Origin of the sequence: Bradyrhizobium sp. 521_C7_N1_3 (genome assembly GCF_052075975.1) — a bacterium.
Taxonomy (GTDB): domain Bacteria; phylum Pseudomonadota; class Alphaproteobacteria; order Rhizobiales; family Xanthobacteraceae; genus Bradyrhizobium; species Bradyrhizobium japonicum.
In genome coordinates this window covers 9,406,868-9,431,960 of sequence record NZ_CP197232.1, presented here as the reverse complement: position 1 = coordinate 9,431,960, position 25,093 = coordinate 9,406,868, and the positions used below count along the sequence as shown (strand labels likewise).

25 protein-coding genes and 1 tRNA gene are annotated in these 25,093 nt (G+C 64.8%); 10 read left to right on the top strand and 16 right to left on the bottom strand.

The genetic code is table 11. The annotated features are described in order from the left end of the window. Positions 1 to 113: 113 nt before the first annotated feature. Positions 114 to 1,910 (bottom strand): adenylate/guanylate cyclase domain-containing protein, encoded by a 1,797-nt coding sequence (locus tag AB7008_RS44750; RefSeq protein ID WP_441260932.1) that lies wholly within the window; start codon positions 1,908 to 1,910, stop codon positions 114 to 116. A 214-nt stretch (positions 1,911 to 2,124) separates the two neighbouring features. Here AB7008_RS44750 and AB7008_RS44745 point away from each other — a divergent pair, with 214 nt between their 5' ends. Together AB7008_RS44745 and AB7008_RS44740 are read left to right on the top strand one after the other, a co-directional pair. After that, a complete protein-coding gene (locus tag AB7008_RS44745) occupies positions 2,125 to 2,757 on the top strand; it encodes a LysE family translocator (RefSeq protein ID WP_028157831.1) in 633 nt (210 codons plus the stop codon). Between the two features lie 66 nt (positions 2,758 to 2,823). Next, positions 2,824 to 3,234 (top strand): GFA family protein, encoded by a 411-nt coding sequence (locus tag AB7008_RS44740; RefSeq protein ID WP_441260931.1) that lies wholly within the window; start codon positions 2,824 to 2,826, stop codon positions 3,232 to 3,234. A 3-nt stretch (positions 3,235 to 3,237) separates the two neighbouring features. Here the strand turns inward: AB7008_RS44740 and AB7008_RS44735 are convergent, their stop codons facing one another. Continuing rightward, positions 3,238 to 3,990 carry a sulfite exporter TauE/SafE family protein gene (locus AB7008_RS44735; RefSeq protein WP_441260930.1) on the bottom strand — a complete coding sequence of 251 codons (753 nt, stop codon included), beginning with the start codon at positions 3,988 to 3,990 and terminating at the stop codon, positions 3,238 to 3,240. 92 nt (positions 3,991 to 4,082) lie between these two features. Between AB7008_RS44735 and AB7008_RS44730 the strand changes: the two genes are divergently transcribed. After that, entirely contained in the window at positions 4,083 to 4,973 is an 891-nt protein-coding gene (locus AB7008_RS44730) for a LysR substrate-binding domain-containing protein (protein ID WP_028157833.1), read from the top strand. A gap of 38 nt (positions 4,974 to 5,011) precedes the next feature. Here the strand turns inward: AB7008_RS44730 and AB7008_RS44725 are convergent, their stop codons facing one another. The 3 genes from AB7008_RS44725 to AB7008_RS44715 form a co-directional block, all read right to left on the bottom strand. Then, positions 5,012 to 5,977, bottom strand: a complete 966-nt coding sequence (locus tag AB7008_RS44725; RefSeq protein ID WP_441260929.1) for a Bug family tripartite tricarboxylate transporter substrate binding protein — start codon at positions 5,975 to 5,977, stop codon at positions 5,012 to 5,014. Positions 5,978 to 6,010: 33 nt separating this feature from the next. Further along, entirely contained in the window at positions 6,011 to 6,793 is a 783-nt protein-coding gene (hisN, locus tag AB7008_RS44720; protein ID WP_014491808.1) for a histidinol-phosphatase, read from the bottom strand. 547 nt (positions 6,794 to 7,340) lie between these two features. Continuing rightward, the gene (locus AB7008_RS44715; protein ID WP_014491809.1) at positions 7,341 to 8,231 is read right to left on the bottom strand and encodes an N-formylglutamate amidohydrolase; all 891 of its coding nucleotides are present in this window, start codon (positions 8,229 to 8,231) and stop codon (positions 7,341 to 7,343) included. 329 nt (positions 8,232 to 8,560) lie between these two features. Here AB7008_RS44715 and cpdR point away from each other — a divergent pair, with 329 nt between their 5' ends. After that, positions 8,561 to 8,920 (top strand): cell cycle two-component system response regulator CpdR, encoded by a 360-nt coding sequence (cpdR, locus tag AB7008_RS44710; RefSeq protein ID WP_007597092.1) that lies wholly within the window; start codon positions 8,561 to 8,563, stop codon positions 8,918 to 8,920. A 73-nt stretch (positions 8,921 to 8,993) separates the two neighbouring features. Continuing rightward, positions 8,994 to 9,068, top strand: a tRNA-Val gene (locus AB7008_RS44705). A gap of 199 nt (positions 9,069 to 9,267) precedes the next feature. Here AB7008_RS44705 and AB7008_RS44700 read toward each other — a convergent pair. Both AB7008_RS44700 and AB7008_RS44695 read right to left on the bottom strand, forming a co-directional pair. After that, on the bottom strand, positions 9,268 to 9,792 hold the full coding sequence (locus AB7008_RS44700) for a hypothetical protein (RefSeq protein ID WP_028157835.1): 525 nt from the start codon (positions 9,790 to 9,792) through the stop codon (positions 9,268 to 9,270). Positions 9,793 to 9,951: 159 nt separating this feature from the next. Then, positions 9,952 to 11,250 (bottom strand): heme-binding protein, encoded by a 1,299-nt coding sequence (locus tag AB7008_RS44695; protein ID WP_441260928.1) that lies wholly within the window; start codon positions 11,248 to 11,250, stop codon positions 9,952 to 9,954. A gap of 449 nt (positions 11,251 to 11,699) precedes the next feature. Between AB7008_RS44695 and AB7008_RS44690 the strand changes: the two genes are divergently transcribed. Together AB7008_RS44690 and AB7008_RS44685 are read left to right on the top strand one after the other, a co-directional pair. Beyond that, entirely contained in the window at positions 11,700 to 12,173 is a 474-nt protein-coding gene (locus AB7008_RS44690; protein WP_304491652.1) for an L-2-amino-thiazoline-4-carboxylic acid hydrolase, read from the top strand. Between the two features lie 11 nt (positions 12,174 to 12,184). Continuing rightward, positions 12,185 to 12,430 (top strand): hypothetical protein, encoded by a 246-nt coding sequence (locus AB7008_RS44685; RefSeq protein ID WP_038935633.1) that lies wholly within the window; start codon positions 12,185 to 12,187, stop codon positions 12,428 to 12,430. A 104-nt stretch (positions 12,431 to 12,534) separates the two neighbouring features. Here the strand turns inward: AB7008_RS44685 and AB7008_RS44680 are convergent, their stop codons facing one another. Continuing rightward, the gene (locus tag AB7008_RS44680) at positions 12,535 to 13,008 is read right to left on the bottom strand and encodes an NUDIX hydrolase (RefSeq protein ID WP_304491651.1); all 474 of its coding nucleotides are present in this window, start codon (positions 13,006 to 13,008) and stop codon (positions 12,535 to 12,537) included. 231 nt (positions 13,009 to 13,239) lie between these two features. Here AB7008_RS44680 and AB7008_RS44675 point away from each other — a divergent pair, with 231 nt between their 5' ends. Further along, the gene (locus AB7008_RS44675; RefSeq protein ID WP_304491650.1) at positions 13,240 to 13,662 is read left to right on the top strand and encodes a RidA family protein; all 423 of its coding nucleotides are present in this window, start codon (positions 13,240 to 13,242) and stop codon (positions 13,660 to 13,662) included. A 9-nt stretch (positions 13,663 to 13,671) separates the two neighbouring features. On the opposite strand, the gene AB7008_RS44670 is transcribed toward AB7008_RS44675, so the two are convergent. Further along, positions 13,672 to 14,763 (bottom strand): enolase C-terminal domain-like protein, encoded by a 1,092-nt coding sequence (locus AB7008_RS44670; protein ID WP_441260927.1) that lies wholly within the window; start codon positions 14,761 to 14,763, stop codon positions 13,672 to 13,674. Between the two features lie 194 nt (positions 14,764 to 14,957). Here AB7008_RS44670 and AB7008_RS44665 point away from each other — a divergent pair, with 194 nt between their 5' ends. Then, the gene (locus tag AB7008_RS44665) at positions 14,958 to 16,520 is read left to right on the top strand and encodes an adenylate/guanylate cyclase domain-containing protein (protein WP_304491648.1); all 1,563 of its coding nucleotides are present in this window, start codon (positions 14,958 to 14,960) and stop codon (positions 16,518 to 16,520) included. A 170-nt stretch (positions 16,521 to 16,690) separates the two neighbouring features. On the opposite strand, the gene AB7008_RS44660 is transcribed toward AB7008_RS44665, so the two are convergent. From AB7008_RS44660 to AB7008_RS44640, 5 genes are all read right to left on the bottom strand, one after another. Then, a complete protein-coding gene (locus AB7008_RS44660) occupies positions 16,691 to 17,914 on the bottom strand; it encodes an ABC transporter substrate-binding protein (RefSeq protein ID WP_304491647.1) in 1,224 nt (407 codons plus the stop codon). Between the two features lie 450 nt (positions 17,915 to 18,364). Then, positions 18,365 to 19,297 carry an alpha/beta hydrolase gene (locus tag AB7008_RS44655; RefSeq protein WP_304491646.1) on the bottom strand — a complete coding sequence of 311 codons (933 nt, stop codon included), beginning with the start codon at positions 19,295 to 19,297 and terminating at the stop codon, positions 18,365 to 18,367. A gap of 143 nt (positions 19,298 to 19,440) precedes the next feature. Continuing rightward, the gene (locus AB7008_RS44650; RefSeq protein WP_304491645.1) at positions 19,441 to 19,956 is read right to left on the bottom strand and encodes a hypothetical protein; all 516 of its coding nucleotides are present in this window, start codon (positions 19,954 to 19,956) and stop codon (positions 19,441 to 19,443) included. Positions 19,957 to 19,976: 20 nt separating this feature from the next. Next, positions 19,977 to 21,599 (bottom strand): flavin monoamine oxidase family protein, encoded by a 1,623-nt coding sequence (locus tag AB7008_RS44645; RefSeq protein WP_441260926.1) that lies wholly within the window; start codon positions 21,597 to 21,599, stop codon positions 19,977 to 19,979. 328 nt (positions 21,600 to 21,927) lie between these two features. Continuing rightward, the gene (locus AB7008_RS44640) at positions 21,928 to 22,497 is read right to left on the bottom strand and encodes an alpha-ketoglutarate-dependent dioxygenase AlkB (RefSeq protein WP_304491643.1); all 570 of its coding nucleotides are present in this window, start codon (positions 22,495 to 22,497) and stop codon (positions 21,928 to 21,930) included. Positions 22,498 to 22,576: 79 nt separating this feature from the next. Here AB7008_RS44640 and AB7008_RS44635 point away from each other — a divergent pair, with 79 nt between their 5' ends. After that, positions 22,577 to 22,717, top strand: a complete 141-nt coding sequence (locus tag AB7008_RS44635; protein ID WP_007597071.1) for a hypothetical protein — start codon at positions 22,577 to 22,579, stop codon at positions 22,715 to 22,717. 84 nt (positions 22,718 to 22,801) lie between these two features. On the opposite strand, the gene AB7008_RS44630 is transcribed toward AB7008_RS44635, so the two are convergent. Next, a complete protein-coding gene (locus tag AB7008_RS44630) occupies positions 22,802 to 24,388 on the bottom strand; it encodes an ATP-binding protein (protein ID WP_304491642.1) in 1,587 nt (528 codons plus the stop codon). Next, complete coding sequence (locus AB7008_RS44625) at positions 24,385 to 25,089, bottom strand: response regulator (RefSeq protein WP_304491641.1); 705 nt, start codon at positions 25,087 to 25,089, stop codon at positions 24,385 to 24,387. The genes AB7008_RS44630 and AB7008_RS44625 overlap by 4 nt, the downstream gene beginning before the upstream one ends. Positions 25,090 to 25,093 lie beyond the last annotated feature (4 nt).

Genomic DNA, 25,093 nt, shown 5'->3' with positions numbered 1-25,093 from the left:
GCAACTTATACTACTTCAGCGTGTAAAGAAGTGTGGCTGAATTCACTGTCCTGTCAATAAAGGCCGGTCCGCGGTTTGCGAAGGGACTGGATCGGGACCGAGAAGGCCGCCTGTCAGGACTCGGCCGCGCGTTTGACGTCGCTTTGCACCAGGGTCAGCTTGCTGAGCGGCACGCCTGCGTTCAGAAGCCCCTCGCGGTAATGGGCAAGGTCCTCGGGCCGCTTCCAGTGGAAATTGCGCAAGTGACGATCGACATTCAGCGTCGGGTAGTTGCGCATCAGCACGCCGACGGCCTCGCCCGCCTCATCGTCCCTGCCCAACTGTGCCAGCGCCGCGGCACGGATCGCCAGCGCCTGCATATGGTTCGGGTTGACGTAGAGCTGCTCGCGGGCCCAGGACAGGGTCGCGTCGTATTGCCCCAGCAGATAATGGCTGAAGGCGTTCAGCGCGGCCCATTGGTAGCGCGGGTCGCTGTTGTCGCGCTGCGCGGCCATCGAGAACAGCTCGATCGCCTCGCGGTGCTCGCCGATGACGAAATGGCAGATGCCGAGCACGCCGCGCGCGCCCATGTCGTAGGGATTGAGCGCCACGGCGCGCTTGGCGGCGTCCATCGCGGCCTCGTAATGCCCCTCCATGGCATGCGCCCAGGACAGGATCGAGAAGGCGAAGGAGGAGCGCGGGTCGAGCCGCACGCTGGTCTCGGCGAGGGCCATCGCCTCGGTCCACATCTCGCGCGTGCCCTTGACCCACCCGAACTGGATGCTCTGGATCTGGATCGTGGCGAGATAGGCGTGAGCGATCGACAGTTTGGGGTCGAGGCTGATGGCTTCGCGGAACAGGCCGACGGCGGTGGCCAGGTCTTCCTTGGTCTGCCGGTAGTAGTGCGACAGCCCCTTGAGGAAGCGGTCCCAGGCGGTCACGTCGGTGGAGAGCCGCGCCGGCGCCGAGGCCTCGGCACGGACGATCTCGGTGGCGATGGCGGCAGACAGATTGGTGGTGATCTCGTCCTGCATCGCGAACAGGTCGCCGATGTCACGGTCGTAGCGGCCGGTCCAGAGCTGCTCGCCGGTCTCCGGCGCGACCAACTCGGCGGTGACGCGGATCTTGGCTCCGGCGCGCCGCACCGAGCCCTGGATCAGATAGGTGGCATCGATCTCGCGCGCGATGAGGCGGGTGCTGGTGTTCTTGCCCTTGAACGCGAAGGTCGAGTTGCGGCTCAGCACGCGATAGAAGGATTGCAGCGACAGCGCGTGGATCAGATCCTCGGTGAGGCCGTCGGAGAAATATTCGTCCTGGGCGTCGCTGAGATTGGCGAAGGGCAGCACGCCGACGATCGCTGTGCGGTACTGCTGCGACAGCGCCGACGCCTCCCGGAGCTCGGGCGCGAGCACCGGCGCACCCTCGGGCATCCAGGTCCAGACCCCGATCGGGTCCTTGATGTTCTTGAAGCGATGGTTGCCGGCATCGACCAGCAGCGCGGTCAGGTGCTTGCTCGCCTCCCGGTAGGCCTTGGCCGAGATGGCGAAGCCGCCGGGGCTCGCCACCGATTCGAGGCGGACGGCAATGTTGACGTCGTCACCGAATACCTCGTCCTCGTCGGCGATGACGTCGCCCATGTGGATGCCGAGGCGAAACTGCATGGCGCGCTCGGCAGGCAGGTGATGGTTGCGCTCCGCCATCAGCGTCTGCATCGCGATCGCGGCCTCGACGGCGCCAACGATGCTCGGGAACTCCAGCAGGAAGCCGTCGCCGGTGTTTTTGACGACGCGGCCGCCATGGTTGAGGATGATGGGATGGATCGCGCCGCGATGGGCCTTGAAGGCGGCATGGGTGCCGGCCTCGTCGCTGCCCATCATGCGCGAATAGCCGGCGACATCGGCGCAGACGATGGCGGCCAGACGTCTTTCCATAATCCGGAGCTCCAAGAGATCGATGACCGGCCACGGCGTGGCAGTCGCCTCGAATCCCGCATTTCCAAGAACCTTGCCTTTATAGAGCAGATAAGGCTGAGCGAAAGCATGATCCGCATTGCAAATTTGAGGTAAATTCCCCGCAATCCTGGTGGTGGACGGCGGCGGCCGAACCGAATAAGCCCGCCTTTCAGGACGGACAGGGGCACCTCCCATGCTGGGCATTCACGAGATCTGGCTCTTCATCCTGTCGGGCATCTTGCTCAACATCACACCCGGCCCGGACTCGGTCTACGTGATCGGCCGCAGCATGCAGATGGGCTGGCGGGGCGGCGCCGCGGCCGCGCTCGGCATCAGTTTTGGCTGCTTTTTCCACGTCGCGGGCGCGGCAATCGGCCTTTCGGCGCTGCTGATGGCCTCATCGACCGCCTTCTCGATCCTGAAGCTGGTCGGCGCGGCCTATCTCGTCGTGACAGGACTTCAGATGCTGTGGTCGCGCCCGGTGCTGGCCGCAGTCACCGACGAGCCGGCGCGGAGCCCGCTGCGGCGGGTCTTCCTCCAGGGCGTCTTCACCAACGCGCTCAATCCCAAGGTCGCGCTGTTCTTCCTGGCCTTCCTGCCGCAATTCGTCGCAGCCGATTCCCCGGACAAGCCGCTCGCTTTCCTGACGCTCGGCCTGATCTTCATCTTTACGGGGACGCTGTGGTGCCTGGTGCTGGCGGCGTTCGCGGCAAGGGCCGCCCATCGCTTGCGGAGCTCCGAGGGCGCGATCGCCTGGGTCAACCGCGCGCTCGGCGGCCTCTTCATCTATCTCGGCATCCGCGTCGCCATGCTGGAGACGCGATAACTCATCCGAACGGATGACTGGTCAGGCATGCAGTCGGCCCGATAGAGGCCGCGCGGGGAGGGTTCGATGGTTCGTGGAAGCTGCCTATGCGGCGCCGTGCGTTTCGAGATCGATCAGGTGCGAGCGCTGACGCATTGTCATTGCGCCAATTGCCGCAAGCTGACCGGCGCGGCCTTCGCCACCTATGCCCATGTCGATGCCGACAAGTTTCGCTTTGTTGCCGGCGAGGACATCACGGTGGCTTACGAATCCGCGCCGGGGAGCTTCCGCCATCGCTGCAAGACCTGCGGCTGCCTGACGCCGGGCAAGGCGAGTTATCTGCCGACCGTCAGCATTCCCGCCGGCCTGCTCGATGACGATCCCGATGTCAGGCCCCGCCTCCACGTCTTCACCTCGTCGCGCGCGCCGTGGTGGACGATCCAGGACGATCTGCCTCAGCACGAAAAATGGGTGCCGGGCTACGAACCCAAATCGTAGGCCTCAGGCGAACTCCTTCAGCAGCGCGCTGCCGGCGAGATAAACGCCGAGCAGGATCATCGCGATCAGGAACCAGCGGCGAAACGCTTCCGCCGGCATCCGCGCCCGCACCGATTGGCCGACGAACATGCCGGCAAAGGCCATGGCCATGCCCACGGCGCCCGGCACGGCGTTCGCCGGCGTCAGCAATCCGCCGGCGGTGAGATTGAAGGCGAGCGCCAGCGTCGCGGTCGTGAAGAACACGCCGAGCGCCTGCACCAGCTCGTCCTTCTCCATGCCGATCGCCTGCATGAACGGCATCGAGGGGATCACCTGCGCGCCGGTCGAGGCCGAGATCACGCCGGTGATCACGCCGACCACGCCGCCGGCCCATTTCTCGTTCTGCGGCGCGACGTGGAACTTGAATTTGCTGAGCCCGATGATCGCGTAGACCACGAGCAGGATTCCGAGCACGATCGTGCCGTAACGGGCATGGGGACCGGTCAGCGCGCCGGCATTGAGCCAGCATCCGATCACGGTGCCGATCATCAGCGGCCACAGCCGCTTCAGGATGTCGCGCAGATGGGGGCCGGCGAAGGTCTGCCAGATATTGGTGACGATGGCGGGCACGATCACGATGGCGATCGCGCGGCTCGGCGCCATGCTCACCGCGAGCAGGCCCATGGACACGGTCGGCAGGCCGAGCCCGACCACGCCCTTGACGAATCCGGCGATCAGGAAGACGGCGGCGATGAGGATGAGGAGCGGGTCGATCATATCTTGCACATTGACCGAAGCCGCGCGCGGGCACAATCTGGAGGTTACGGAGACAGCCTTCGTTCCTGGCGGAGGCTGAGGAGAATCCAGCCATGCGCTTCGACCTCGTCGACCTCCAGCTCTTCATCGCGGTCGCCGACCAGCGCAGCATCACCCGCGGCGCCGAGCGATCGAATCTCGCCCTGGCCTCTGCCAGCGCGCGCATAAAAGGGCTCGAGGACGCGCTCGGCGTCGCGCTGCTCAAGCGCGGGCGGCGCGGTGTCGAGCTGACCGCGGCGGGCGAAAGCCTGCTCGATCATGCACGGGTCGTGATGCACCAGGTCGACGCCATGCGCGGCGATCTCGCCGGCTTTGCCAGCGGCGTGCGCGCGAGCGTGCATTTTCTCGTCAACACCTCGGGGCTGTCGGAGCATCTGCCGAAGGCGCTGGCGGGCTTCCTGCGCGAGCATCGCGACGTCGCCATCGACATCGAGGAGCGCGAGAGCACCGATATCGCGGCAGCGATCACCGCCGGTGCCGCCGATCTCGGCTTTGCCGCCGAGCACGCGCTGCCCGACCATATCGAGCGCTTCGTCTTCAGCGAGGACCACCTGACATTGGTGACGTCGCGGCGCGGCCCGTTCGCGGGCCGTCGCCAGATCGATTTTCAGGAGACGGGCGCTTGCGATTTTGTCGGGCTCACCAGCGCCACGGCGCTCCAGATGCACATTTCGAAGCACGCCGCCCGGCTCGGCATGCGTCCGCATTACCGTGCGCGTCTGCGCGATTTCGACGCGATCTGTCAGATGGTCGCCGCTGACGTCGGCATCGCCCTGGTGCCGATATCCGCCGCCCGCCGCTGCGCCAAGCTGATGCCGCTCGCCATGGTCCGCCTGCGCGATGCCTTCGCCAACCGCAAGCTCGTGATCTGCGCACGCAGCTTCAAGGCGCTGCCAAGGCCGGCCAAGATGCTGGTGGAGCATTTGCGGGCAGAGGCGGTGTGAGGGCTTATCCTCCCCCTCCAGGGGAGGGTAAGACAGCGCTACTTCGCCGTCTCGACCCCGGCGTCCTTGATCACCTTCGCCCACTTCTTCGTCTCGTCCGCGATGAAGCTGCGAAAATGCTCCGGCTCGTCGCCGATCAGGGTCGCGCCTTGCTGGCTGAGCTTTTCCTTTACGGCCGGATCCGCCATGGCCTTCGTCGCCAGTCCATGCAGCGCGGTGACGATCTCCTTCGGCGTGCTCTTCGGCGCCACCATGCCGTACCAGTTCTCGATGCGAAGATCGGCAAAGCCCGCTTCCGCGGTGGTTGGCACGTCGGGCGCGGTCGCGGAGCGCTCGGCCGAGCCGACCGCGATCGGCTTCAACGCGCCGGCCTTGACCTGCGGCAGCAGCACCGGAAGATCCAGGAACGTCATCTGCACCTGCTGGCCCAGGAGATCGTTCACCGCGGGAGCTGCGCCACGATAGGGCACGTGGACGATGTCGATCCTGGCCGTCAGCTTGAACAACTCGCCGGCGAGGTGCGGTAGGCTGCCGGGGCCGGAGGAGGCGAAATTGAGCTTTCCGGGCTGCGCCTTGGCAAGCGCGATCAGCTCGCCGATGTCCTTGGCGGGCACGTTGGTGGCGACGACAAGCATTTCCGGCACGGTCGCAACCAGCGTCACCGGCGTAAGGTCGCTCGAGGTGTCGTAGGCGACCCGCTCCATGCTCGGGCTGATCGCGAGCGCGCCGGCTGAGGAGATGGCGATGGTGTAGCCGTCGGGCGCAGCCTTCGAGACCGCGTCGGTGCCGAGCACGCCGCCCTGGCCGCCGCGGTTGTCGATCAGCACCGGCTGCCCTGATAGCTCCGACATGCGCTGGCCGATCACCCGCGCGATGATGTCGTTGGGACCGCCGGCCGGGAACGGCACGATCAGCTTGATCGGTTTTGCGGGAAAGTTCTGCGCGGAGGCGAGGGTAGGAAACAGAAGCAGGAATGTGAGGAGGAGCTTAGGCCAGTTGTTCATGCAGGCTCTTTTCATGCACGCTCCTTGGGGCGTTTATCCGTTGAGCAGTTTCAGTGCTTCTTCGTGAACTCTGGCGTCGCCCGCGGCGATGATGCGGCCGCCGCCCTGGGCCGGCTTGCCTTCCCAGGTGGTGACGACGCCGCCGGCGCCGGTCACGATCGGGATCAGGGCCGCGATGTCGTAAGGCTTCAGCTCGGTCTCGACCACGAGATCGACGTGGCCGGCCGCCAGCATGCAATAGGAGTAGCAGTCGCCGCCATAGCGCGACAGCCGCGCGCCCTGTTCGATGCGGCTGAAAATGGCGCGGTCGCGCTCGTTCATCAGCAGCGGGCTGGTGGTGTAGCTCGTTGCTTCCGACAGCGAGGCGCAGCGGCGGACCTGGAGCCGGCGTTCGCCGGACGGGCCTTTATAAGTGGCCGAGCCGTTGTCGCCGGAGAAGCGCTCGCCGATGAAGGGCTGGTGCATCATGCCGTACACCGGCGCGCCCTTGTGCAGCAGCGCGATCAGCGTGCCCCAGATCGGAAAGCCGCCGATGAAGGATTTCGTGCCGTCGATGGGGTCGAGCACCCAGACATAATCGGCGTCCTCGCGCTCATTGCCGAATTCCTCGCCGACGATGCCATGCTGGGGGAAGCTCGCCTTGATCAGCCGGCGCATCACCGCCTCCGCGGCGCGGTCGGCCTCCGTCACGGGGTCGAAATCCTTGGTCTTGCTCTTGTCGTCGATCGACAGCGAGGTGCGGAAGAACGGCAGGATGGTTTCGCCGGACGCGGTGGCGAGCCGTCCGATGAAGGCTGAGAAGTCGATCACCGTCACGGCGCATCCTCAAAACGAAAGTCGGGTGAAGCTCGCTCCTGCCTAGCTCAATTCGCTTCTCGCGTGCAGCGCTGAGTTGGTTTGCTCCCTGGTATTTTGGATGCCGCAACTGGTTGCTCCATCCCAGTTATATGCTGGCCAAATATCGATCACAGAGTTGAAAACTTAGTTCCGAGTATGCCTTGTTCGTATGCAAACGGTTATCAACCCATTGAATTTCCTTATCAAAGAAACTGAATCTGGGTTTCGCTATAAGCAAATGAGCCATGTGCATATTGCATGGGAAACGGCTCGAAAGCCCTTGCACTTTGTGCGTCGCGGCCGCATATTGTTGCGGTGCGGTAGCGCTCTGCGTTACCGCTGCCCTCCTTGGGCGTTTCCTCCCTAGACTTGGGCCGCTTCTTCATCAGAAGCGGCCCTTTTTTCTTTGAGCCTCGATCTTCACTTCGAGCGCGCGAAAACGCGAAGCGAAGATTCGGCGCACGATACGCTGACAGCTTGATCTGATGTTTGATCGGCGATGCGATCGCGCGGCGGCGGCTCGCTATTATTCCGCCGCGGCCTGGAACGGGCCGAGATCGCCGAATGGGATCGTCGTCGCCAGCACGTCGGCGAGCACGCCGAAGTCGCTTGCCACTTGCGCAAAGCGCGGACTGCGCTCGCGCCGCCGCTCGTCCATGTAGATCGCACGGTTGAGCTCGAGCTGCACCGCGTGCAGCCCGCTTGCGGGGTTGCCGTAATGCTCGGTGATGAAGCCGCCGGCATAGGGCTTGTTGCGGCCGATCGAATAGCCGAGCCCGCCCATGGTCTCCTCGACCCTGTCCGGAAGCAGCGGCGTGCAGCTCGTGCCGTAGCGGTCGCCGATCACGATGTCGGGCCGTCGCGGCTCGTCCCTGCTGACGCCGACCGAGGGCATCGAGTGGCAGTCGACCAGCACCACGGTGCCGAACATCTGGTGCACCTTGTTGATCAGCCGGCGCAGCGCGCGATGATAGGGCTTGTACAGCGTCTCGATCCGCGCCAGCGCATCGTCGACCAGGATGCGTTCGCGGTAGATCTCCTGGCCGTCGCCGACCACGCGCGGGATGGTGCCTAACCCGCCGGCGACCCGCATCGAGCGGGTATTGGCAAAGCTCGGCAGCCGTCCGGTGAACATGCGGGGATCGAGCTCGTAGGGCTCGCGATTGACGTCGACATAGGAGCGGGGAAAGTTGACCCGCACGGTCGGAAAGCCGCGCTCGCTCAAATGGCCGATCAGCTCGTCCATGAAGGAATCTTCAGACCGCCGCAGCGTCGTCAGGTCGATCCTGGAGGCGCTGAGGAATTCGTCCGGATAGGTCGAGCCGGAATGGGGCGAGTTGAAGATGACAGGCGCGCGCCATTGCGCGGGCTCCACGATCTCGAAGGCGGGCGACACGTCGCCGTCAAACCGGGTCATCTTCTCAGGCTTCGTCCCTTCGCGCCGCAGGATCCGGGTCTCGGATCGAATTGATTCGGCCGGTGGAGCGGCTCTTATGTGTCGTCATTGTCCGGAATCGCAACCATTCTGCCAAGCGAAAAGATGTGATCAGCGCTGGAACATGTCTTAACCGTGTGGGCAGGGAAGCGGGGATGCGCCGGCGCGGCTCGATTGATTCGTACCGCATTCGGGTTCACAAGGGACCGGCAGCGCAGCCAGCCCAGGGTAAAGATTTTCACCCCAAATTTACCGTCTATCGGGCTTAGTAACCTCTGCTGTTATCCTCTGGGGATTTGACGTTTCCTGCCATGCCCAAAATCCTGCTCGCCGAAGACGACAACGACATGCGCCGTTTCCTGGTAAAGGCGCTGGAAAACGCTGGTTTTCAGGTCTCGTCCCATGACAACGGCATGGCCGCCTATCAGCGGCTCCGGGAAGAGCCGTTCGAGATGCTGCTGACCGACATCGTGATGCCGGAGATGGACGGTATCGAGCTCGCCCGCCGGGCCTCGGAACTCGACCCCGACATCAAGATCATGTTCATCACCGGCTTCGCCGCGGTCGCCCTGAACTCGGATTCGGACGCCCCCAAGAACGCCAAGGTGCTGTCCAAGCCGGTGCATCTGCGCGAATTGGTCAGCGAAGTGAACAAGATGCTGGCGGCCTAAATCGGCCCCCTTCGGTCCTTGCACCGGCTCCCCTGAGCCGTTATAGGGACCCGACCCGATCTAGAGACATCTAGGGCGCGTAGCTCAGCGGGAGAGCACTACCTTGACATGGTAGGGGTCACAGGTTCGATCCCTGTCGCGCCCACCATCCTTCGCTCGCAAAGCGAGAGAAGGATGCCACGCCGAAGCCCAAAGGGCGCAGGCAGGCTGCCGCCGCGAGCTTCGGCCAGGCAAGCCCCAACAATCCGCGATTGCGAAGCGTGCGTGTCGCCCGCATGGAGCGAAGCGCAACCCGGGATTTGCCCCGGTGCTGCAGCAAACCACGCCCCGACGATACTCGATCGCAGCTATTTCAGTTCCGTGTTCGCAACCGGCAGGACGGAGGCGACGGACCAGCCGTTCGCATCCCGCACGTAGGTCTGGCTGATCAGAAACGTATTCTGTTGGGGTGGCTTGCCGGGAAGGCCACGCGTGAAGACGATGGGAACGAGGACCTGCATGACCTCGTTCGAGATCACGGCGACGTGGAATTTCGACATGTCGGGTTCGAGGTGCCAGGTGCCCTCGTAATAGCCCTTGAAGCGGTCCGCGACCGCATCACGGCCTCTGGTTTCGATACCTCTCGCAAACAACAGCGTGCCGGGCGAATTCCACAGCATGGCCTTCACATCGTCCGCGTTGTGCGCATTCTGCGCGGCAATGAATTTTTCGAAGATGGCTCGCGCCTCCGCATCATCTGCCGCGGCCAGCGCCGGTCCGGCCGACCAGGCGGTCGCCGCGAGAAACAGCGCTGCAGCAATTGCCGCAACATGACCGCGCCGCGCAAATCGTCGTAGCCTGATGGCGCCGCGGGACATCTTGGAAGGGGGCATGATCATCTCTCTTTTGGATGACAATGATCATACCATTGATCGTCTCGCCGGCCTTTCAGGATCGCGCGAGCGGCGATCACCGTCGCATCACGGATGCGTTGGTTCAGGCCACGTCCGATGCCGCGGACGTGGCGCATCGTCGTCACACCGCCATCCGCCTCACGTCAGCGGCAACAGATGATCCGGGATCGGCACCGGTGCTGCCGGCACCAGCGATGCGACCGAGACGTGCGGCCAGGTCAGGCCGGCGAAATCCAGCATGACCTTCTGTGAGTACTGGATCTGCGTCGTCGCCACTTTGACGTGGCCGCCCTTGAAGCCCTTGTTGGGCACGAACGGGATCGCGGCGACGAACCTCGGAACCAGCGGCACGTTGCTCCTCTGGCGCGGCTGCAGGATCACCGGCGGCGTTCCCGGCGGCAGGGCCGGCACGTCGATGTCGTAGACCACCGTCTCGATCCAGAACACCGCGTCCATCTGGAAGGCGTTGGCGTTCGCGCCATTGCCGCCCGGCGGCGGAACGGGCAAGCCCTGAAGGAACGCGATGTTCGCGGTGCCGCCGGCGAAGCTCGGCGCCTGCGGATGCGGGCCGGGCGAGGGGATGGCCGGCAAGGGACCGCCGGACAGCGGCGTGCCGGGCTTCGTGGATGTCTCGATGACGATGGTCTGCGTGATGGTCTGATGCGCGATCTGATTGCGCAATACCGTGTTCGGGTCGGTGATCATGGCCTGGGTGAGCTTGCCGGAGGCCATCAGTGCGGTCAGATCCTGAGGTAGCCTGCGGGTCGTCTTGTTGGCCGCGGTCTGATTTTGGAAGGTGATCTTGTTGCCCGGATTGCCGCCGATGAACGGGGTGATGTCGATCGCTGCGATGGTCGGTTTGCCGGCGACCGGAGCCAGCGCGGTGCCTTGCGCAGTGATCGTCGTGCCGTGCGGGATCGACGCCATGCGCGCAACGGTGAACGGCTCGTGCGGATTGGTGGTGGCCGGCACCGCCAGCCAGATGCCGGGTTCGAAGTGAATGCCCACGGGCGTTCCCGTGGTGATGTCGTTGATGGTCTGGAGGTACGGCACGCCGTTGAGGAATGCGTCCGCCTGTTGCAGCGAGCCGCGATTGGGGATCGAGCCGAGACTGTTCGAGAACGACATCGTCTCGTCGGTGAGATTCAGCTCCAGCACGTTGTCGTCGGGGTCGGTGGTGTTGATCGGCCCCGGCATCGGCGTCGGCGTGATCTTGCTGTCGGGCCGGAAGATCGTATTGAACCCCTGTCCTGTGAAGGTGCCCGTGAAGGCCGACAGCGGACCGAGGATGGGCGGCAGGGTGACCGGCGGACGCGCGGCTCGGGCAGCGGCCCCCGCGGCGGGCTGCGCGGCGTCCCTGAACACCTCGTCGACCTCGTGGATGGAGAAGTTCGCGGTCTTGGTGAACGCACTGGTGAGTGGTTTGGGCTCGTCCATGGTGATCCCTCGCGATGCTGCAACTGTCGATGCCGGCATTTCCCCGGGCCGGCTGTCCGGGCAGGTGAGTCCTCCGCTATTGCACCTCGTGATCCGATGCCGGGCATGACAACATCGTTCACGCGCGCTCATGCGCGCGTGCCGACTACGAACATCGATCGGCCCTACGTTGTCGGCCGGGCCGGATACTCAACGGATCCGCGTGAATCGATCGTGATTTTCAACTTGCGGTTCGGGCAAATGTGCGGTCGGGAAATAGGCGAGCCCTGCGAACTGAGCGAAGCATTGCTTCCTTCTCCGTGCTCGAAAATGAGATCATCAAAATGGATGTCGGGCGACTGGCCGGCTTCGGTTATGCTGGGCTATCATACAACCTTAAGATGGTCGCAAATGTGTGCCAGGTCACAGGGCCAAAGAGTCGCAGCAACGAGAGACGAGCGAGGCTGCCCATGAGCGTTTCCGTCATCGAGCAGGCAAAAATTCAGGCGCAGGTGCTGGTGCCGCTGGTCAAGGCATTGCAGGCCGAGCTCGGCGAGGCGCGCGCCAACGCACTGGTGCGCAAGGCGCTCGGCGATCTCTATCGCGGCTTCGGTGAGGAGTTCTGGAAAACGAAGAACGAGACCGATCTCGGCAAGGCCGTGTCGTCGGCGTTCAAGACCTATGCCCGCGACGATGCCCTCGCCTATGACGTGATCGCGCAGACCGAAGACGCCTTCGCGTTCGACGTGACGCGATGCGCCTATGCCGAGTTCTACAAGGCGCTGGGCGAACCGGAGCTCGGCTTCCTCCTGGTCTGCACCGCCGATTTCGCGACCGCGGACGGGTTTGGTCCCGACGTCAGGCTCACGCGCACGCAGACCATCATGCAAGGCGCCAGCCATTGCGATTTCCGCTACCGGCGCGATACGGGGGGATCACGGTGAAGGGGACGCAAATGATGCGGGCAAGCTGCCTTGCCATGGCAATGCTGGCGCTGATGGCGTCATGCGCCGATGCGGCGATCATCGACTGGCAGGCCGAGCTCCAGCGCTGCCGCGTGCTGCGGCAGAACGTGGCGCCGCTGCTTCAGGCCGGCGAGGGGATATCCGCCGTCGGCCGCTCCAACAGATCCGTCCGCCGTTGCATCTGGATCCAGCGCATGGCGGTGCGCAAGAAGATCCCCGGCGCGGAAGTGTGGTAGCACTCCGTCTTGCGCGCGCAGCGAAGCAATCCAGAATCTTTCCATGGTGACAGTCTGGATTGCTTCGCTGCGCTCGCAATGACGATGTGGAGGCAGCGACGTCCTCAGGGTGACGGAGCAGAAACCTTGCTCCGGAGCAGCACATCCTTCAAGCCGTTCGGATAAAGGCTCGGTCCGCCCTCGACGTCGAGCTCCGCAAGATCGAACCAGCGTGCGACGATCTCTTCGCCGTTATCCTCGCGGAAGTCGATGCGGTCCTGGCCGCTGAACGCGCCGTCTGGAAGCGCGACCTCCGCGATGAACATCACCTCGTGCCCGGTCGATCCCTCGTGCACAAAAATGTTCTCCATCACCAGCGGCTCGCCGATGATCGTGATGTCGATGCCGAGCTCTTCGTTGAATTCCCGCACCAGCGCAGTCCGCCACCTCTCGCCGAACTCGATCTCGCCGCCGAGCGGGCGCACGCCCTTGATCCGTCCTGCATCGTCACGCACCTCGGCTGCGAGCAGCCGCGCGCCCCGCCAGTGCAGGCCGATCGCGACGACGCGGATGTGAGGGTGGGGCCGCCATGTGGACATGAGGCATCGTTATCGTGCCCGCCGCCGCTGCGCAATGCGCGGTGGCGAGGCCTTGTCGGGCCGGATGCGCACCGCCGTCGGCAGGCAAATGCTTCGCAGCCTTGATCCGTGACTCTCCGCCTGCCATTGTCCGGTCATCCATGACGGCGACCAGCCTGGCGGGATACAATTTGCGGCGTTCGGCGAAAATTGTCGCTTCGCCGGACGTGACGAGAAGGCAGGTTTTTCGAGATGAGCAGCGTGAACAAGCCCGGCGGCAACTATTTGCCGGTGATCATCCATGGTGGAATTGCGTATGTCAGTGGTCAGCTGCCGCGTCGCGGTGAGGACCTGCTGTATGCGGGCAAGGTCGGCGCAAATGTCGATATCGCGGCCGCGCAGGAGGCCGCTGCCCTCTGCGCCGATCTCTGCATTTCGGCCATCAACCACGCAACAGGCGGAGAGGACAGGATCGTTCAGGTCCTGCAGCTCGTTGGCTACATTGCTTCAGCGCCCGGATTTACCCAGCAGTCGCAAGTCATGAATGGGGCCTCCGACCGGCTGATCGAGTGCTTGGGCGATCGCGGTCGTCACACGCGCACGTCTGTCGGCGTCGCCGAGTTGCCGCGGGGCGCTCCCGTCGAGCTGAGTATGATTGCCGCTGTTCGGTCGTAAGAGGCGGTCTTATCCGACGAGATACTTCTTCACCGCCGCCTCGTCCCAGGCAATCCCGTTGCCCGGCTCTTCGCCCGGCAGGGCAAAGCCGTCCTTGATCTTCAGCCGTGTCGCCAGCACCGCGTCTGCCCAGTCGACATATTCCAGCCAATGCGCGGTCGGCGTCACGCAGAGCAAATGCGCGCTGACCTCCGAGAACAGGTGCGTCGACATCTCGATGCCGGCGGCCTGCGCGAGCGCGGCGGCGCGGAGCCAGCCGGTGACGCCGCCGATGCGCTGCACGTCGGGCATCACGTAGTCGCAGGCCTCAGCGGACAGCGCCGCCTGCATCGAGAAGGCGCTGTCAAAATTCTCGCCGATCTGGACCGGCGTGCGGAGCGCATCCGCAATGCGCGCGTTGCCAGCGTAATCGTCGTGGCGGATCGGCTCCTCGATCCAGGTCAGGCCCTCGTCGTCGAGCATCTCGCCGCGGCGGATGGCCTCGGTGACCGTCAGGGCCTGGTTGTAGTCGCACATCAGCGTGACCTGATCGCCGACGGCCTTGCGCACCGCGCGCACCACGGCGAGATCCTCCCGCGCATCGGACCGGCCGACGCGGATCTTTGCGGCGTGAAAACCTTCGGCCAGCAGCTTGTGGGCTTCGTCCACCGCGGCGCCCGCCGGCATGATGCCGAGCCCCTTCGAATTGTAGGCCCTGACCGGCTTCGGCGCGCCGCCGAGCAGGCGCGCGAGCGGCAGGCACTTGCTGCGTGCCAGCGCGTCCCATGCCGCCATGTCGATGCCGGATTGCGCCAGCCGCTGCAGGCCGGCGAGGCCGAGCAGGGTGAAGCGCTGGGTCAGCTTGCGCTCGATCTCGAACGGCAGCAGCTCGTCGCCGGCGAGGAGCTCCGACATTTCCGCGACCATCGCCGTCAGCGGCTTCAAGGCCGAAGGCGTGATCGAGAACAGATAGGCATGCCCCACCGCGCCCTGGTCGGTCTCGCAGTCGATCAGCACCAGCGGCGCCTTTGCGACCGCGCCGGTCGAGGTCTTGAGCGGCAAATTCATCGGCACGATCACGGGGCGCGCATTGAAGCGCCTGATGCGGATGGTCTCGGTCATATGGAGGATCTCCCGGCGGAGTGAATGCAGGTTAATGCCGATCTTAAACAATCGTCATGAAACGAAAAGCCATTTGCTGCGACCACCATGAAATGGGGTTGCGCGGCCTCGGATTTGCGGGCTCTGTGCCGCCGCAAGCTCTTGCCGCGAATTCCCGGGATTTGCGACAAGATCGCACACGACGGAGCCACAGGGTGAAACAAGAGATCTCCGAAGAACAGCGCAAGAGCGGCATCCTCACGGGGGCCGTGATCGCCTTGCTCCTGCTCGCTTTGCCGCTCGCGGTGTGGCTGGACCTGACCGACCTCAGCAAGACCGCGCTGCGCCGGCAGGCCGCCGACCTCAACTCGGTGATCACGAGCGTGCGCAGCTACTATGCGTCCAACGTGGTCGGCCGCATCCTGGCCAACCCTGATGGCACCACCAGGGTCGTCCACAATTACGAATCCGTCCCCGGTGCGATCCCGATCCCGGCGACGCTGTCGCTGGAGCTCGGACGGGTGATCGGCGCGCAGCAGGAGAACATCACCTACCGCTTCGTCTCGGATTTCCCGTTCCAGAACCGTGCCGCGCACCAGCTCGACAAGTTCGAGAAGGACGCGCTCGACGCGCTTCGGAAGGATCCCGAGCAGAAGATCGTCGAGACCGAGACCTCGCTGTTCTCCGACAAGGTCCGGTTGGTCGCGCCCGTTACGATGGGGCCGGCCTGCGTCAGCTGCCACAACAGCCACCCCGAGAGCCCGAAGAAGGACTGGAAGGTGGGCGACGTCCGCGGCATCCAGGAGGTAATCATCGCGCAGCCGATCGCCGCCAACATCTTCTCGTTCAAGTTCCTGCTGGCCTATTTCCTGATCGCCGCGGGCTGCGGCCTGTCGTTCCTCTCGCTCCAGCGCCGCCAGGCCGGCCGCATCAAGGGCATGAACAAGGAGCTCGAATCCGCCAACGACTTCCTGGCTTCGCTCTCCATGAAGATCTCGCGCTACATCCCGCCGCAGGTCTACAAGAGCATCTTCAGCGGCCAGAAGGACGTCACCATCCACACCGAGCGCAAGAAGCTGACGATCTTCTTCTCCGACATCCAGAATTTCACGGCGACCGCGGAGCGGCTTCAGCCGGAATTGTTGACGCAGCTCCTCAACGAATATTTCACCGAGATGTCGGCGATCGCGCACGAACATGGCGGCACCATCGACAAGTTCATCGGCGATGCCATGCTGATCTTCTTCGGCGACCCCGAGACCAGGGGCGACCGTGCGGACGCTGAGGCCTGCCTCCAGATGGCCTGGCGCATGCAGCAGCGTCTTGCCGAGCTCAATGCGAAGTGGCGCGCGTCCGGCATCGAGCAGCCGTTCCGCTCGCGCATGGGCATCAACTCAGGCTATTGCAATGTCGGCAATTTCGGCAGCAGCGACCGCATGGACTACACCATCATCGGTGCCGAAGCGAACCTCGCCGCGCGCCTGCAGTCGATCGCCGAGCCCGGTGGCATCGTGCTGAGCTACGAAACCTTCGCGCTGGTCAGCGATATCGTCCGCGCGCACGCATTGCCCGCGATCACGATGAAGGGCATCAGCCGCGAAATCATTCCCTATTCGGTCGACGCGCTCAACGACGCGGCGGCGGAGAAGAGCGGTGTCATCACCGAGCGCGCGCCCGGCCTCGAGCTGTATCTCGACCCCGCGGTGGTGAAGTCGGGCGATGCCGCACGCGTCCGCTTGCTGCTGGAAAATGCGCTGGCTTCGCTGAAGCCGGCGTGAGGGGCGCTCTTACCCTCCCCTGGAGGGGGAGGGTCGATCGCGCGCAGCGCGAGCGGCGTGGGGTGATCTCTCCCCACGGGCAGAGCATGTGTGGAGAGACTTTCACCCCACCCCGTCTCACATCTCGCTGCGCTCAATGTGACCCCCTCCAGGGGAGGGCAAGTGGCACCTTACCGCGCCGCCCCCTCCGTAAACGCGGTCTCGATCACATCACCAAAAGGCTGCCACGACCTGCCGTCAAACTGCACCAGCCGCATCTGTTTGATCGGCAGATAGCTGTTCGGCGAGGTGTTCATCCTGATGTTGGGCAAGGCGACGGAGGGCTGCTGATCCCTCAGCGAAGCCGCCTGGCGCATGATATTGTCGCGTGACAGGTCGTCGCCGCATTGCTTCAGCACTTGCGTCAGTGCCTCGGCTGCGGCGTAGCCATAGACCGCGGCACTGTTGTTGGTGCTTTCGATGTGGTGGTACTTGTCCATGAAGGCGAACCAGTCCTTCATGGCGGGGTCGTTCTTCCATGCGGGGTCGCTCGGGTCCTTCAGGAACGCCGCCGAGATCACGCCGGCCGAATTCTCCAGGCCCGCGGGCGCCATCGCGTTGGCGATCGAGGCGGAGGCGTCGTTGACGATGATGACCGGGCGCCATTTGAGGGATGCCGCGAGCTTGATCACCTTGGACGCCGTCGACGGCACGCCGAGAAAGACGAAGATGTCGGCGCCCGCGCGCTTGAGGATCGAGACGTGCCCTTCGAGATGCTCATCGTTGATATCGAAGGCGATGTCGACGAGAACGAGACGGTTCAGGTCGCCGAGACCTTCCTGGATGCCCCGGTAGAGCATGCGTCCGAACTGGTCGTTCTGCCAGAGCACCACGATCTTCTTCTTGGGGTAATAGGCCTGGATGTAGTTGGCATAGATGCGCCCCTCCGACCGGAACGACGGCTGCCAGCCCATGGTCCAGGGAAACGCCTTGGCCTGGCTCAGCTCCTCGTCGCCGGAGGCGACGAACAGCTGCGGGATTCTCTTCTCGTTCAGGTACCAGCGCGTGGCGATATTGCCGGGCGTGCCGAACGAGCCGAACATCAGGTGCACGTCGTCCTTCTCGACCAGGTTGCGCGTCAGCTCCAGCGCGGTGGCCGGATCGGAATTGTCGTCGCGCGTGATGAAGCGGATCTTGCGGCCGTTGATGCCGCCGCGCGCGTTGACCATGTCGAAATAGGCGGCCTCGGCCTGGCCGATGGCGCCGAATTCCGAGAGCGGTCCCGAATACGGCATCACGTTGCCGATGCGGATTTCGTCGCCGCTCGCGGGTTGTTCGGCGTGTTGCTGGGACATCGCGCCAAGCGACGCGAGTGCGGCGATCAAGACGAACAGCAGTCTGCCGATGACGCGCATGCTCGATACCTTGATATTGGCCCCTCCAAGAGGTCGGCTCAATCTGCACCAAGTTCGCTTGATCTACGTCAAGCGTTTGTCAAAGCTGTGGCTGCGTGGGCTTCAGCAAACGACAGGCGTGCTGACGCGCCGTTCGTGTTGTGGTCAGTCGCTCCGTCATCCTTGTAAGTCTCGAATCGCTGGATCGGATAGAGTGTCCGGTGCGGTAACGGACGGGAGACCGCTTCATCCAAGGGCTTTGAAGCCCGTGCCTCAGCGCGATGCAGCGCATCGCGGGCGGAGAAGGATGAACGGCCCCCGCTACAACCGAGCGGAGACGACCGGGCCGTCGCCCTTCGAGGGCCGCTGAAGAAGCGGCCACCTCAGGGTGACGGTGATAGCCTCATTGTCGCGGCCGGGTTCGTAGGGCCCGACCATGACGCTGCGGGAGCTTGGAGTGCCCGCGCGCCGCTACGGCAGCCCGCGCGCCTCGAGTTGATGCACCAGCAGCAGCGTCGGTTCGGCGAGGCTGTCGCCGGAGCCGTCGAGGCCGAAGGCGGCGGCGATGCCGTCGCGGCTCCGCAGCAGCGTGCTGCGCGGGCAGTGGCCGGCGCCGCACAGCGTCTTCTTCAAGGTCTCGCCCTGCGCCACGAGGTTCGCGGGATCGTTCGCGGCCCAGGCCAGCACGATCGGCGCGTCGATGTTGAGGATGCCGGGGAAGACCGACCGCTTGTCATATTGGGTGGGGTCGGTGCCGAGATAGGCCTTCTCGCTGTCGCTCGCGTCCTTGCCCGCGCGATAGATCCCGGACACCAGCACGACGGCAGCGACATCGGAGCGGTCGGTCTGGAACTCGGGATGCGCCAGCAAGGTGGCGACATGGAAGGCGCCGGCGCCATAGCCGACCGCGACGATCTCGCGGGCATCGCCATTGAACAGGTCGATATTGCCGTGGACCCAGGACAGCGCCGCCGCCACGTCGGTCGCACCCATCGGCCAGGCCGCCGCCGGCGCAAGGCGATAGCTGACGCGCACGCCGATCATGCCGTTGCGCGCGGCAAAGCACATCGCCTGGTCCTGGATCTCGCGGGACAGGTCCGGCGCGCCGCGATCGCCGGTAAAGGTGTCGCCCCCCACGAACAGCAACACGGGCCGGGGCGTATCCGCCTTGGTCTCGCTGGTGGTGGCGACGTCGAGCACGTTGGCCTCGCTTTCGCCGTAGCGCAGCCCGCGCGCGAACGAGACCTGCTCGCACAGCCGCGCGGTGCCGCCGGCGGTCGTGTCGTTGTCGGTGAGGCCTACGCGGACGAGATGGGACGGCCCCGTGAGCCGCGCCGGCGCCGGACCGTGTGCGGAGGCTGCCGTCATGCCCAGGATGAGAAAGAAAGCGAGATAATTCTTCATGTTGGTATGTTGGTGCCGGCCCTGCGTGCCCGATATGGGCTCGCGCGTTTGGCCCGTCTTTTCAATTCGCCTTATTAGTTAGTTCGCCTTGAGGCGATTTCACGGCACCCGGTTTCTTGCCCATGTTCTTGCCCATGCGCGGTTCAATTCCCCGGCTGGAACGTGCAGTCGGCCCCGCTGCCGTCCTTGCGGCGGATGGCATTGGGGTCGATCGTGCAGCTCAGCTGGCTCAGGCTCTCGAAGTTCGATCCCGCCGCACCATCGGGCGGAATACCGGCGAGCGCTTCCGTCGCGAAAATTTCATTGGCCGTCGAGCCGTTCACGGTCTTGCTCTTCTTGCCGAAAGTCAGCTCGCAATTGCGTAGCGTGATGTCGACATTGCCGGTGCGGCAGACGATTCTGTCCACGGTCACCACAATCGGCTTCTTGTAGGGAATCTCGGCATTGGCGGCGAACAGCATCGCCACCGCCTTCTTCTCGGCGCCGGTCAGGTCCGGCGACAGCGGCGCGATCACGCCGGCGAGCGCCAGCGCGGTCGAACCCGAGACTTTTGCAGGCGTTGCCCCCGAGGCTCCGGTGGCGTTGAAGGCACCGGCAAGAACGAGCGCGGAGACGATGCGGGCCCAAATCCGGGATCGGGCCCCTATCGTGAATGTCATTCGCGTCGCTCCCTCTCCCGTCACGGCCTTGATGCCGCGAGGCGCCCCGAGCCTATGACAGAATTTCCGTTCCTGGCAGAGCCCTGCGCTTCAGGCTGCTTGTCGATGGCCTTGATGATCGCAGCCGCCGCCGTCTGGCCGGACTGGAGGGCGCCCTCCATGTAGCCGAAATAGGCAAAGCAGGTGTGCTCGCCGGCAAAGAACAGGCGGTCCTCGAAACCCTTGGCCAGCAGCGGCCCGGCGCGGCAGACCTCGCCGGGGGCGGGACAGGAGTATCCAGCGGCGGTCCATTCGTCGCGCGGCCATGCCATGAACTCCGGTTGATCGGCCAGATGCGCGACATAGCCCTTGTAGACGCTGCCGAGCTGCTGCGCGTAGAACGCATCGACCTGCGTCTGGTCGCCGGACCGGTAGTGCTTGAGAGCTTCCGCCGCGACGTCGGCGCCGGCGAACAGGCTGAGTTCGACCGGGTGCTCCGGCGGGGCGATCTGGTTGTCCGTCCCTTCCCAGGTGACACCGAACTGGTTCGAGATGGCCGTCGGCGCCAGGCCCTCGCCGATCCAGAAGCGCTTCTTGAGCGGGCTGAGATATTTCACCGCCGTCCCCATCGTGACGTAGTAGTCGTGCGGCAGGTGGGGCGTGATCGTGATCTTGGCGTTGGGTGAGTCCGGCCACAGGCTCGGGGGGATCGCGAGCACCGCATAATCGGCGGCGAAGGGCGCGCGTGCCGTTCCGTTGCTGGAGGGGCTGAACTCCAGGGTCGCGCCTTCGCTGTCGATGCGGATGGCGCGCACCGGCGTCGACAGATGGGTGCTGGCGCCGTTGCTCTCGATGTCCTGCGCGAGGCGAATGGCGAGTTCCTGATTGCCTTCCGAGCAGCGCAACGTCTCGGTCTGGGTGAAGAAGGCGTCGATCTGGTTCTTCATCCGTCCGCCCGCGACGACGGCCAGATTGGCGAGAAGGCTCTGCTTGGTGGTCGGCTGGCCGGCGTCATTGGAGAACTGCTCCTCCATGGCGTGCTTGGTGAGCTTCGAGCAGTCGAGGCTGGCGATCCACTCCGCAATTGTCCTGGCGTCGAGTTTCCTTGCGCCCTTGGCGCGCCAGGGCTTGTCAGGCTTGACCCGGCCGGCCCACCGGCTGAGCTTGCCGAAAGCATCGTCCATCTCGTGATAGACCAGCTTCATCTGGCCGTCGGAGAGCTTGTGGCCGTCGAGAAACAGCGGCATGTCGAGCTCGAGCGCGTCGAAATTGGTGTCCGAGGTGATGACGGACAGGCCGAGCTCGAACCGCTTGGCATATTTCAGCCAGAGCGGATGGTTGTAGCCGATCAGCTCGCCGCCGGCCTCGACGATCCCGCTCGGCTTCTTCTTGCTGAGAACCCGGCCGCCGAAGCGGTCGCGGGCCTCGAACAGCGTCACCTCGCAATGCGCGACGAGCTCGGAGGCCGCCATCAGGCCGGCGAAGCCGCCGCCGATGATCGCGACTTTCGGGCGTCGCACCGCCAGCGCGCGGAGCGCGGTGGGTGAGCGGATCGCGGGCGGGGTGGGTTGAAGGGCGAGCTTGTCCTTCACTCGCCGCTGGCGCTCCGCCCCCGAAATCCTGGGCCCGTAACGCCGGTGCAGCCGCGCAAACAGCGAACGCATCGCGAGCTTCCCTTGAAAATGTCTTCTGCCGGGACGGCGCCGTGCCGCGCCCTGAAATGCTGCAACATCGGCTAAAAATGGACCAGCCGATAGAAGCGAGATTAACTTACAATCTTGCGGAGAGTCGAGTGGCGGCTTCTCTTCCGCCCGACGTCTTGCCCCTCGCCGGCAATTGAAGGGAAAATCCGTGAACCGCGCGACGATTGCGCGGTGCGGCTGTTTTGGTCCGACGCGTCAAACATTTGGCACGCGCGACCGCGGTCGCATGCCGGCCGCGCGTTCTACTGTGCATGGGGTTGTTTTCGCAATTTTAGTTTTGGACCGGCCGCTACGCCCGCTGCATCGTCCGGAAGGTGATCGAATAGCGGCGTGCCTCGACCGGCGGGATGCTGTGCTCCCATTGCGACCGCGCCTCGCCGTCCATCAGGTAGAGCGAGCGCGGCAGGGCTTCGAGTGCGTGGCGCTCCCATTTGTCGCCGCTGCGGCGGCGGAAGCGGAATTTGCACGGCGAGCCCAGTGACAGGCCGAGGATCTCCTTGAAATGCGGCTTGTCGCGGTGCCAGCCGATGCCGACGCCGGTGTCATATTCGGTGCAGAGCACCTGCCGGACGCTGCCGGCGGCGAGGCCCGCCCAGGCCTCGGCCTGCCGCGCAACGGGCAGGACCCAGTCCGGGATCGGCTCGGCCTCGGCCAGCCGTTGCAGCGAATAGTCATAGCGATAGCCGAACGACGCCACCCGGCGGTTGCCCTCGAAGGCACCGAACTGGAAGCGCTGCAGCGGCAATGCTGCGATGCGGTCGATCAAGTCCTGCTCGACGGTGGCCTCGACGAAGTCATCGGTATAGCGAAGCCCCGCAGGGCCGGCTTGCGGGTCGGCGAATAGACCAAGCTGCGTCATTGCTCGCATTTCCGTGATGGAACCTATTGGCGGCTGATGCGACTTACATAGGACACGGAAAAAAACGTGCGAGGCTGTCATGGCAGAGAAGCATACCGCCGATCCCGCAGAGATCATGCGGGCGACCGGTCATCCCGAGCTGGAATACGCCGCCGGCTGGACCATCGCCGGTCTGGTCACCATCGGCACCATCGTCGCCGCCTGGGTGTTCGCGATCTAGGGCATGATCCGGAAAAGTGTGAAGCGGTTTTCCGGACAGATCATGCCCAAATGAAAAGCTGAGGGACGATGACCTCATCGCGCCTCAGGCGATTGGAAACTGGAGCTCGAAGGCCGCGCCCTCGTCGGTCGGCTTGAGCCTGATCGAGCCGCCATGGCTCGCCATCACCGCGCGCGCGATCGCCAGCCCCATCCCGGTGCCGCCCTGGTCGCGGCGGGTGGTGAAGAACGCATCAAAGATCCTGTCGCGGTTCGGCGCCGAAATCGGTTCGCCGTCATTGCTGACCGTCACAAGCAGGGTCGTCCGCGCGTCCACCGCCTCCAGCCTGATGGTCCTCGCCCTGTGCCGCATCGCGTTGTCGGCGAGATGCGACAGCACGATCAGCGCCTTCTCGCTGGACATGCCGATCGCCCGGTCGAGGCGGCCGCTGGCCTCGATTGAGCTTGCCGGAAACCGGCTCCGGAGGTCGGCGATCACGGGCGCAAGCTCGGTGCGCTCGTTCTGCGGCAGGCTCTCCGCGCGGGCGAGCTCGCGCAGCCGCTGCGCCATCGCTTCAAGCCGCTGCGTGTCCGACAGGATGTTGGCGATGAACGTCTTCTGCTCGGCCGGCGTCAGGCCTTCCGGCTTTCCTTGAAATGAATCCTGCAACAGCTCGGCCGCACCCTTGATCGAGGTCAGCGGCGATTTCAGCTCGTGGGTGAGGTGGGCCGAGAACGTCGCGATATAGTCCGAGCGCCGCGCCAGCTGCTCGGCCATGCCGAGAAAACTGTGCGAGAGCTGGGCGAACTCGCGGGTGCCGTAGTGCCGGAGCGGCCTGAACGCCTCGCGATCGCCGCGGCCGATCCGCGCGGCGCGGTCGATCAGTTCGCGCATCGGCAGCGTGATGGTGCGAGAGAACACCAGCCCGATCGCGATGGTGCCGAGGATCACGGCAAGCCCCGCCAGCACGAACTTGGCACGCTCCTGGTAGAGATGATCAAAAATGTTGCTCGGCGTCCGCGTGCTGTAGATCACCCCCGCAACGCGGTTGTTGACGATGACGGGCATCGCCGAGAACACGTGCACGCCGAGGCCCCGGCTGAAGGAATAGATCGGCGGCGGCGGCCGATCCGGGACGCGGTTGCGCAAGGTGGCGCGGTACTGCCCGTGCAGCGCGTCCGCGACCTCCTCGATATGGGCGAGCGATTGCCCGACCTCGTAGCGCCCGGCGATCACCACGCCCTGCGGATCGAGGATGCGAAAGCCCGCCAGCGTCACCTTCTGGGTCTCGCGGATGATCGGCGTCAGCCTTGCGCCGATCTCGACATAGGTTAGCTGCGCCGGCTGGGGCGCTGCTTGCGCATCCGGCCGCCGCCGCAAGAGATCGTTGGCGGTGAGGTCGAGCGCGGGACGGATCGGGGTGACCTGGTCGCCGGGGTCGGGCAGCACGTTGGGCGGCACCTCGGCGCCGAGCGTCAGGCCGCTGTCGAGCCGCGCCGTGACCTCCTGCGCGTAGATGGTCGCGAGCACACGGCTCTGCGCGATCAGCTCGGCCTGGGTCTGGCGGATCAGCTGGTTGTCGTAAAGGCGGAAGAAGAACAGGCCGACCAGCGGCAGCACGCCGACGGTCGCAAGCACCGTGAAAATCACGAGGGTGAGCGACGGCCGCCATTTGTCAGGCGCCGCGCTCATGCCTCTTTCTCGCAGCGGCCGAGCTTGAAGCCGACGCCGTGGATGGTCTCGATCACGCTCTCGCAATTGTGCGCCGCGAGCTTGGCGCGGATGTTGCGGATGTGGCTGTCGATGGTGCGGTCGGAGACCTGGATGTTGAGCTGATAGGCCGCCCGCATCAGCTGCTCGCGGTTGAACACCGAGGTCGGCCGGGTCAGGAACGCGCGCAAGATGCCGAACTCGATCGCAGTCAGCTTCAACGGCGTGCCGGCAAAGGATGCGGCATGCTGTTCGGGATCGATCAGGAGGCCGCCTTGCGACAGCGCGCCCGGCCCGGCCTTGGCCTCGCCATTGCGCGGGCTGAGGCGGCGCAGGATGACGTTGACCCGCGCCACCAACTCGCGCGGGCTGAACGGCTTTGTCACGTAATCGTCGCCGCCGATCTCGAGGCCGAGGATGCGGTCGATCTCCTCGTCGCGCGCCGACAGGAACAGGATCGGCACGTCGGAGGTCTTGCGGATCTCGCGGCAGACGTCGAGGCCGTCGAATTCGGGCATGCCGATGTCGAGTACGATCAGGTCGGGCTTGTCGGCGGCAAAGCGGGCGAGTGCCTCCTTGCCGTCGCGCGCCTCGATCACGTCCATGCCGGCCTTCTTCAAGGCGACGCGGATGACTTCGCGGATGTGGCCCTCGTCGTCGACGATGAGAATGCGATGCGCCAAGAAC

Excerpts from the sequence above, each read along its gene's own strand:
- AB7008_RS44750 (WP_441260932.1), bottom strand. The coding sequence starts at position 1,910 with ATGGAAAGACGTCTGGCCGCCATCGTCTGCGCCGATGTCGCCGGCTAT.
- AB7008_RS44745 (WP_028157831.1), top strand. The coding sequence starts at position 2,125 with ATGCTGGGCATTCACGAGATCTGGCTCTTCATCCTGTCGGGCATCTTG.
- AB7008_RS44740 (WP_441260931.1), top strand. The coding sequence starts at position 2,824 with ATGGTTCGTGGAAGCTGCCTATGCGGCGCCGTGCGTTTCGAGATCGAT.
- AB7008_RS44735 (WP_441260930.1), bottom strand. The coding sequence starts at position 3,990 with ATGATCGACCCGCTCCTCATCCTCATCGCCGCCGTCTTCCTGATCGCC.
- AB7008_RS44730 (WP_028157833.1), top strand. The coding sequence starts at position 4,083 with ATGCGCTTCGACCTCGTCGACCTCCAGCTCTTCATCGCGGTCGCCGAC.
- AB7008_RS44725 (WP_441260929.1), bottom strand. The coding sequence starts at position 5,977 with ATGAACAACTGGCCTAAGCTCCTCCTCACATTCCTGCTTCTGTTTCCT.
- AB7008_RS44715 (WP_014491809.1), bottom strand. The coding sequence starts at position 8,231 with ATGACCCGGTTTGACGGCGACGTGTCGCCCGCCTTCGAGATCGTGGAG.
- cpdR (WP_007597092.1), top strand. The coding sequence starts at position 8,561 with ATGCCCAAAATCCTGCTCGCCGAAGACGACAACGACATGCGCCGTTTC.
- AB7008_RS44700 (WP_028157835.1), bottom strand. The coding sequence starts at position 9,792 with ATGCCCCCTTCCAAGATGTCCCGCGGCGCCATCAGGCTACGACGATTT.
- AB7008_RS44695 (WP_441260928.1), bottom strand. The coding sequence starts at position 11,250 with ATGGACGAGCCCAAACCACTCACCAGTGCGTTCACCAAGACCGCGAAC.
- AB7008_RS44690 (WP_304491652.1), top strand. The coding sequence starts at position 11,700 with ATGAGCGTTTCCGTCATCGAGCAGGCAAAAATTCAGGCGCAGGTGCTG.
- AB7008_RS44685 (WP_038935633.1), top strand. The coding sequence starts at position 12,185 with ATGATGCGGGCAAGCTGCCTTGCCATGGCAATGCTGGCGCTGATGGCG.
- AB7008_RS44680 (WP_304491651.1), bottom strand. The coding sequence starts at position 13,008 with ATGTCCACATGGCGGCCCCACCCTCACATCCGCGTCGTCGCGATCGGC.
- AB7008_RS44675 (WP_304491650.1), top strand. The coding sequence starts at position 13,240 with ATGAGCAGCGTGAACAAGCCCGGCGGCAACTATTTGCCGGTGATCATC.
- AB7008_RS44670 (WP_441260927.1), bottom strand. The coding sequence starts at position 14,763 with ATGACCGAGACCATCCGCATCAGGCGCTTCAATGCGCGCCCCGTGATC.
- AB7008_RS44660 (WP_304491647.1), bottom strand. The coding sequence starts at position 17,914 with ATGCGCGTCATCGGCAGACTGCTGTTCGTCTTGATCGCCGCACTCGCG.
- AB7008_RS44655 (WP_304491646.1), bottom strand. The coding sequence starts at position 19,297 with ATGAAGAATTATCTCGCTTTCTTTCTCATCCTGGGCATGACGGCAGCC.
- AB7008_RS44650 (WP_304491645.1), bottom strand. The coding sequence starts at position 19,956 with ATGACATTCACGATAGGGGCCCGATCCCGGATTTGGGCCCGCATCGTC.
- AB7008_RS44645 (WP_441260926.1), bottom strand. The coding sequence starts at position 21,599 with ATGCGTTCGCTGTTTGCGCGGCTGCACCGGCGTTACGGGCCCAGGATT.
- AB7008_RS44640 (WP_304491643.1), bottom strand. The coding sequence starts at position 22,497 with ATGACGCAGCTTGGTCTATTCGCCGACCCGCAAGCCGGCCCTGCGGGG.
- AB7008_RS44635 (WP_007597071.1), top strand. The coding sequence starts at position 22,577 with ATGGCAGAGAAGCATACCGCCGATCCCGCAGAGATCATGCGGGCGACC.
- AB7008_RS44630 (WP_304491642.1), bottom strand. The coding sequence starts at position 24,388 with ATGAGCGCGGCGCCTGACAAATGGCGGCCGTCGCTCACCCTCGTGATT.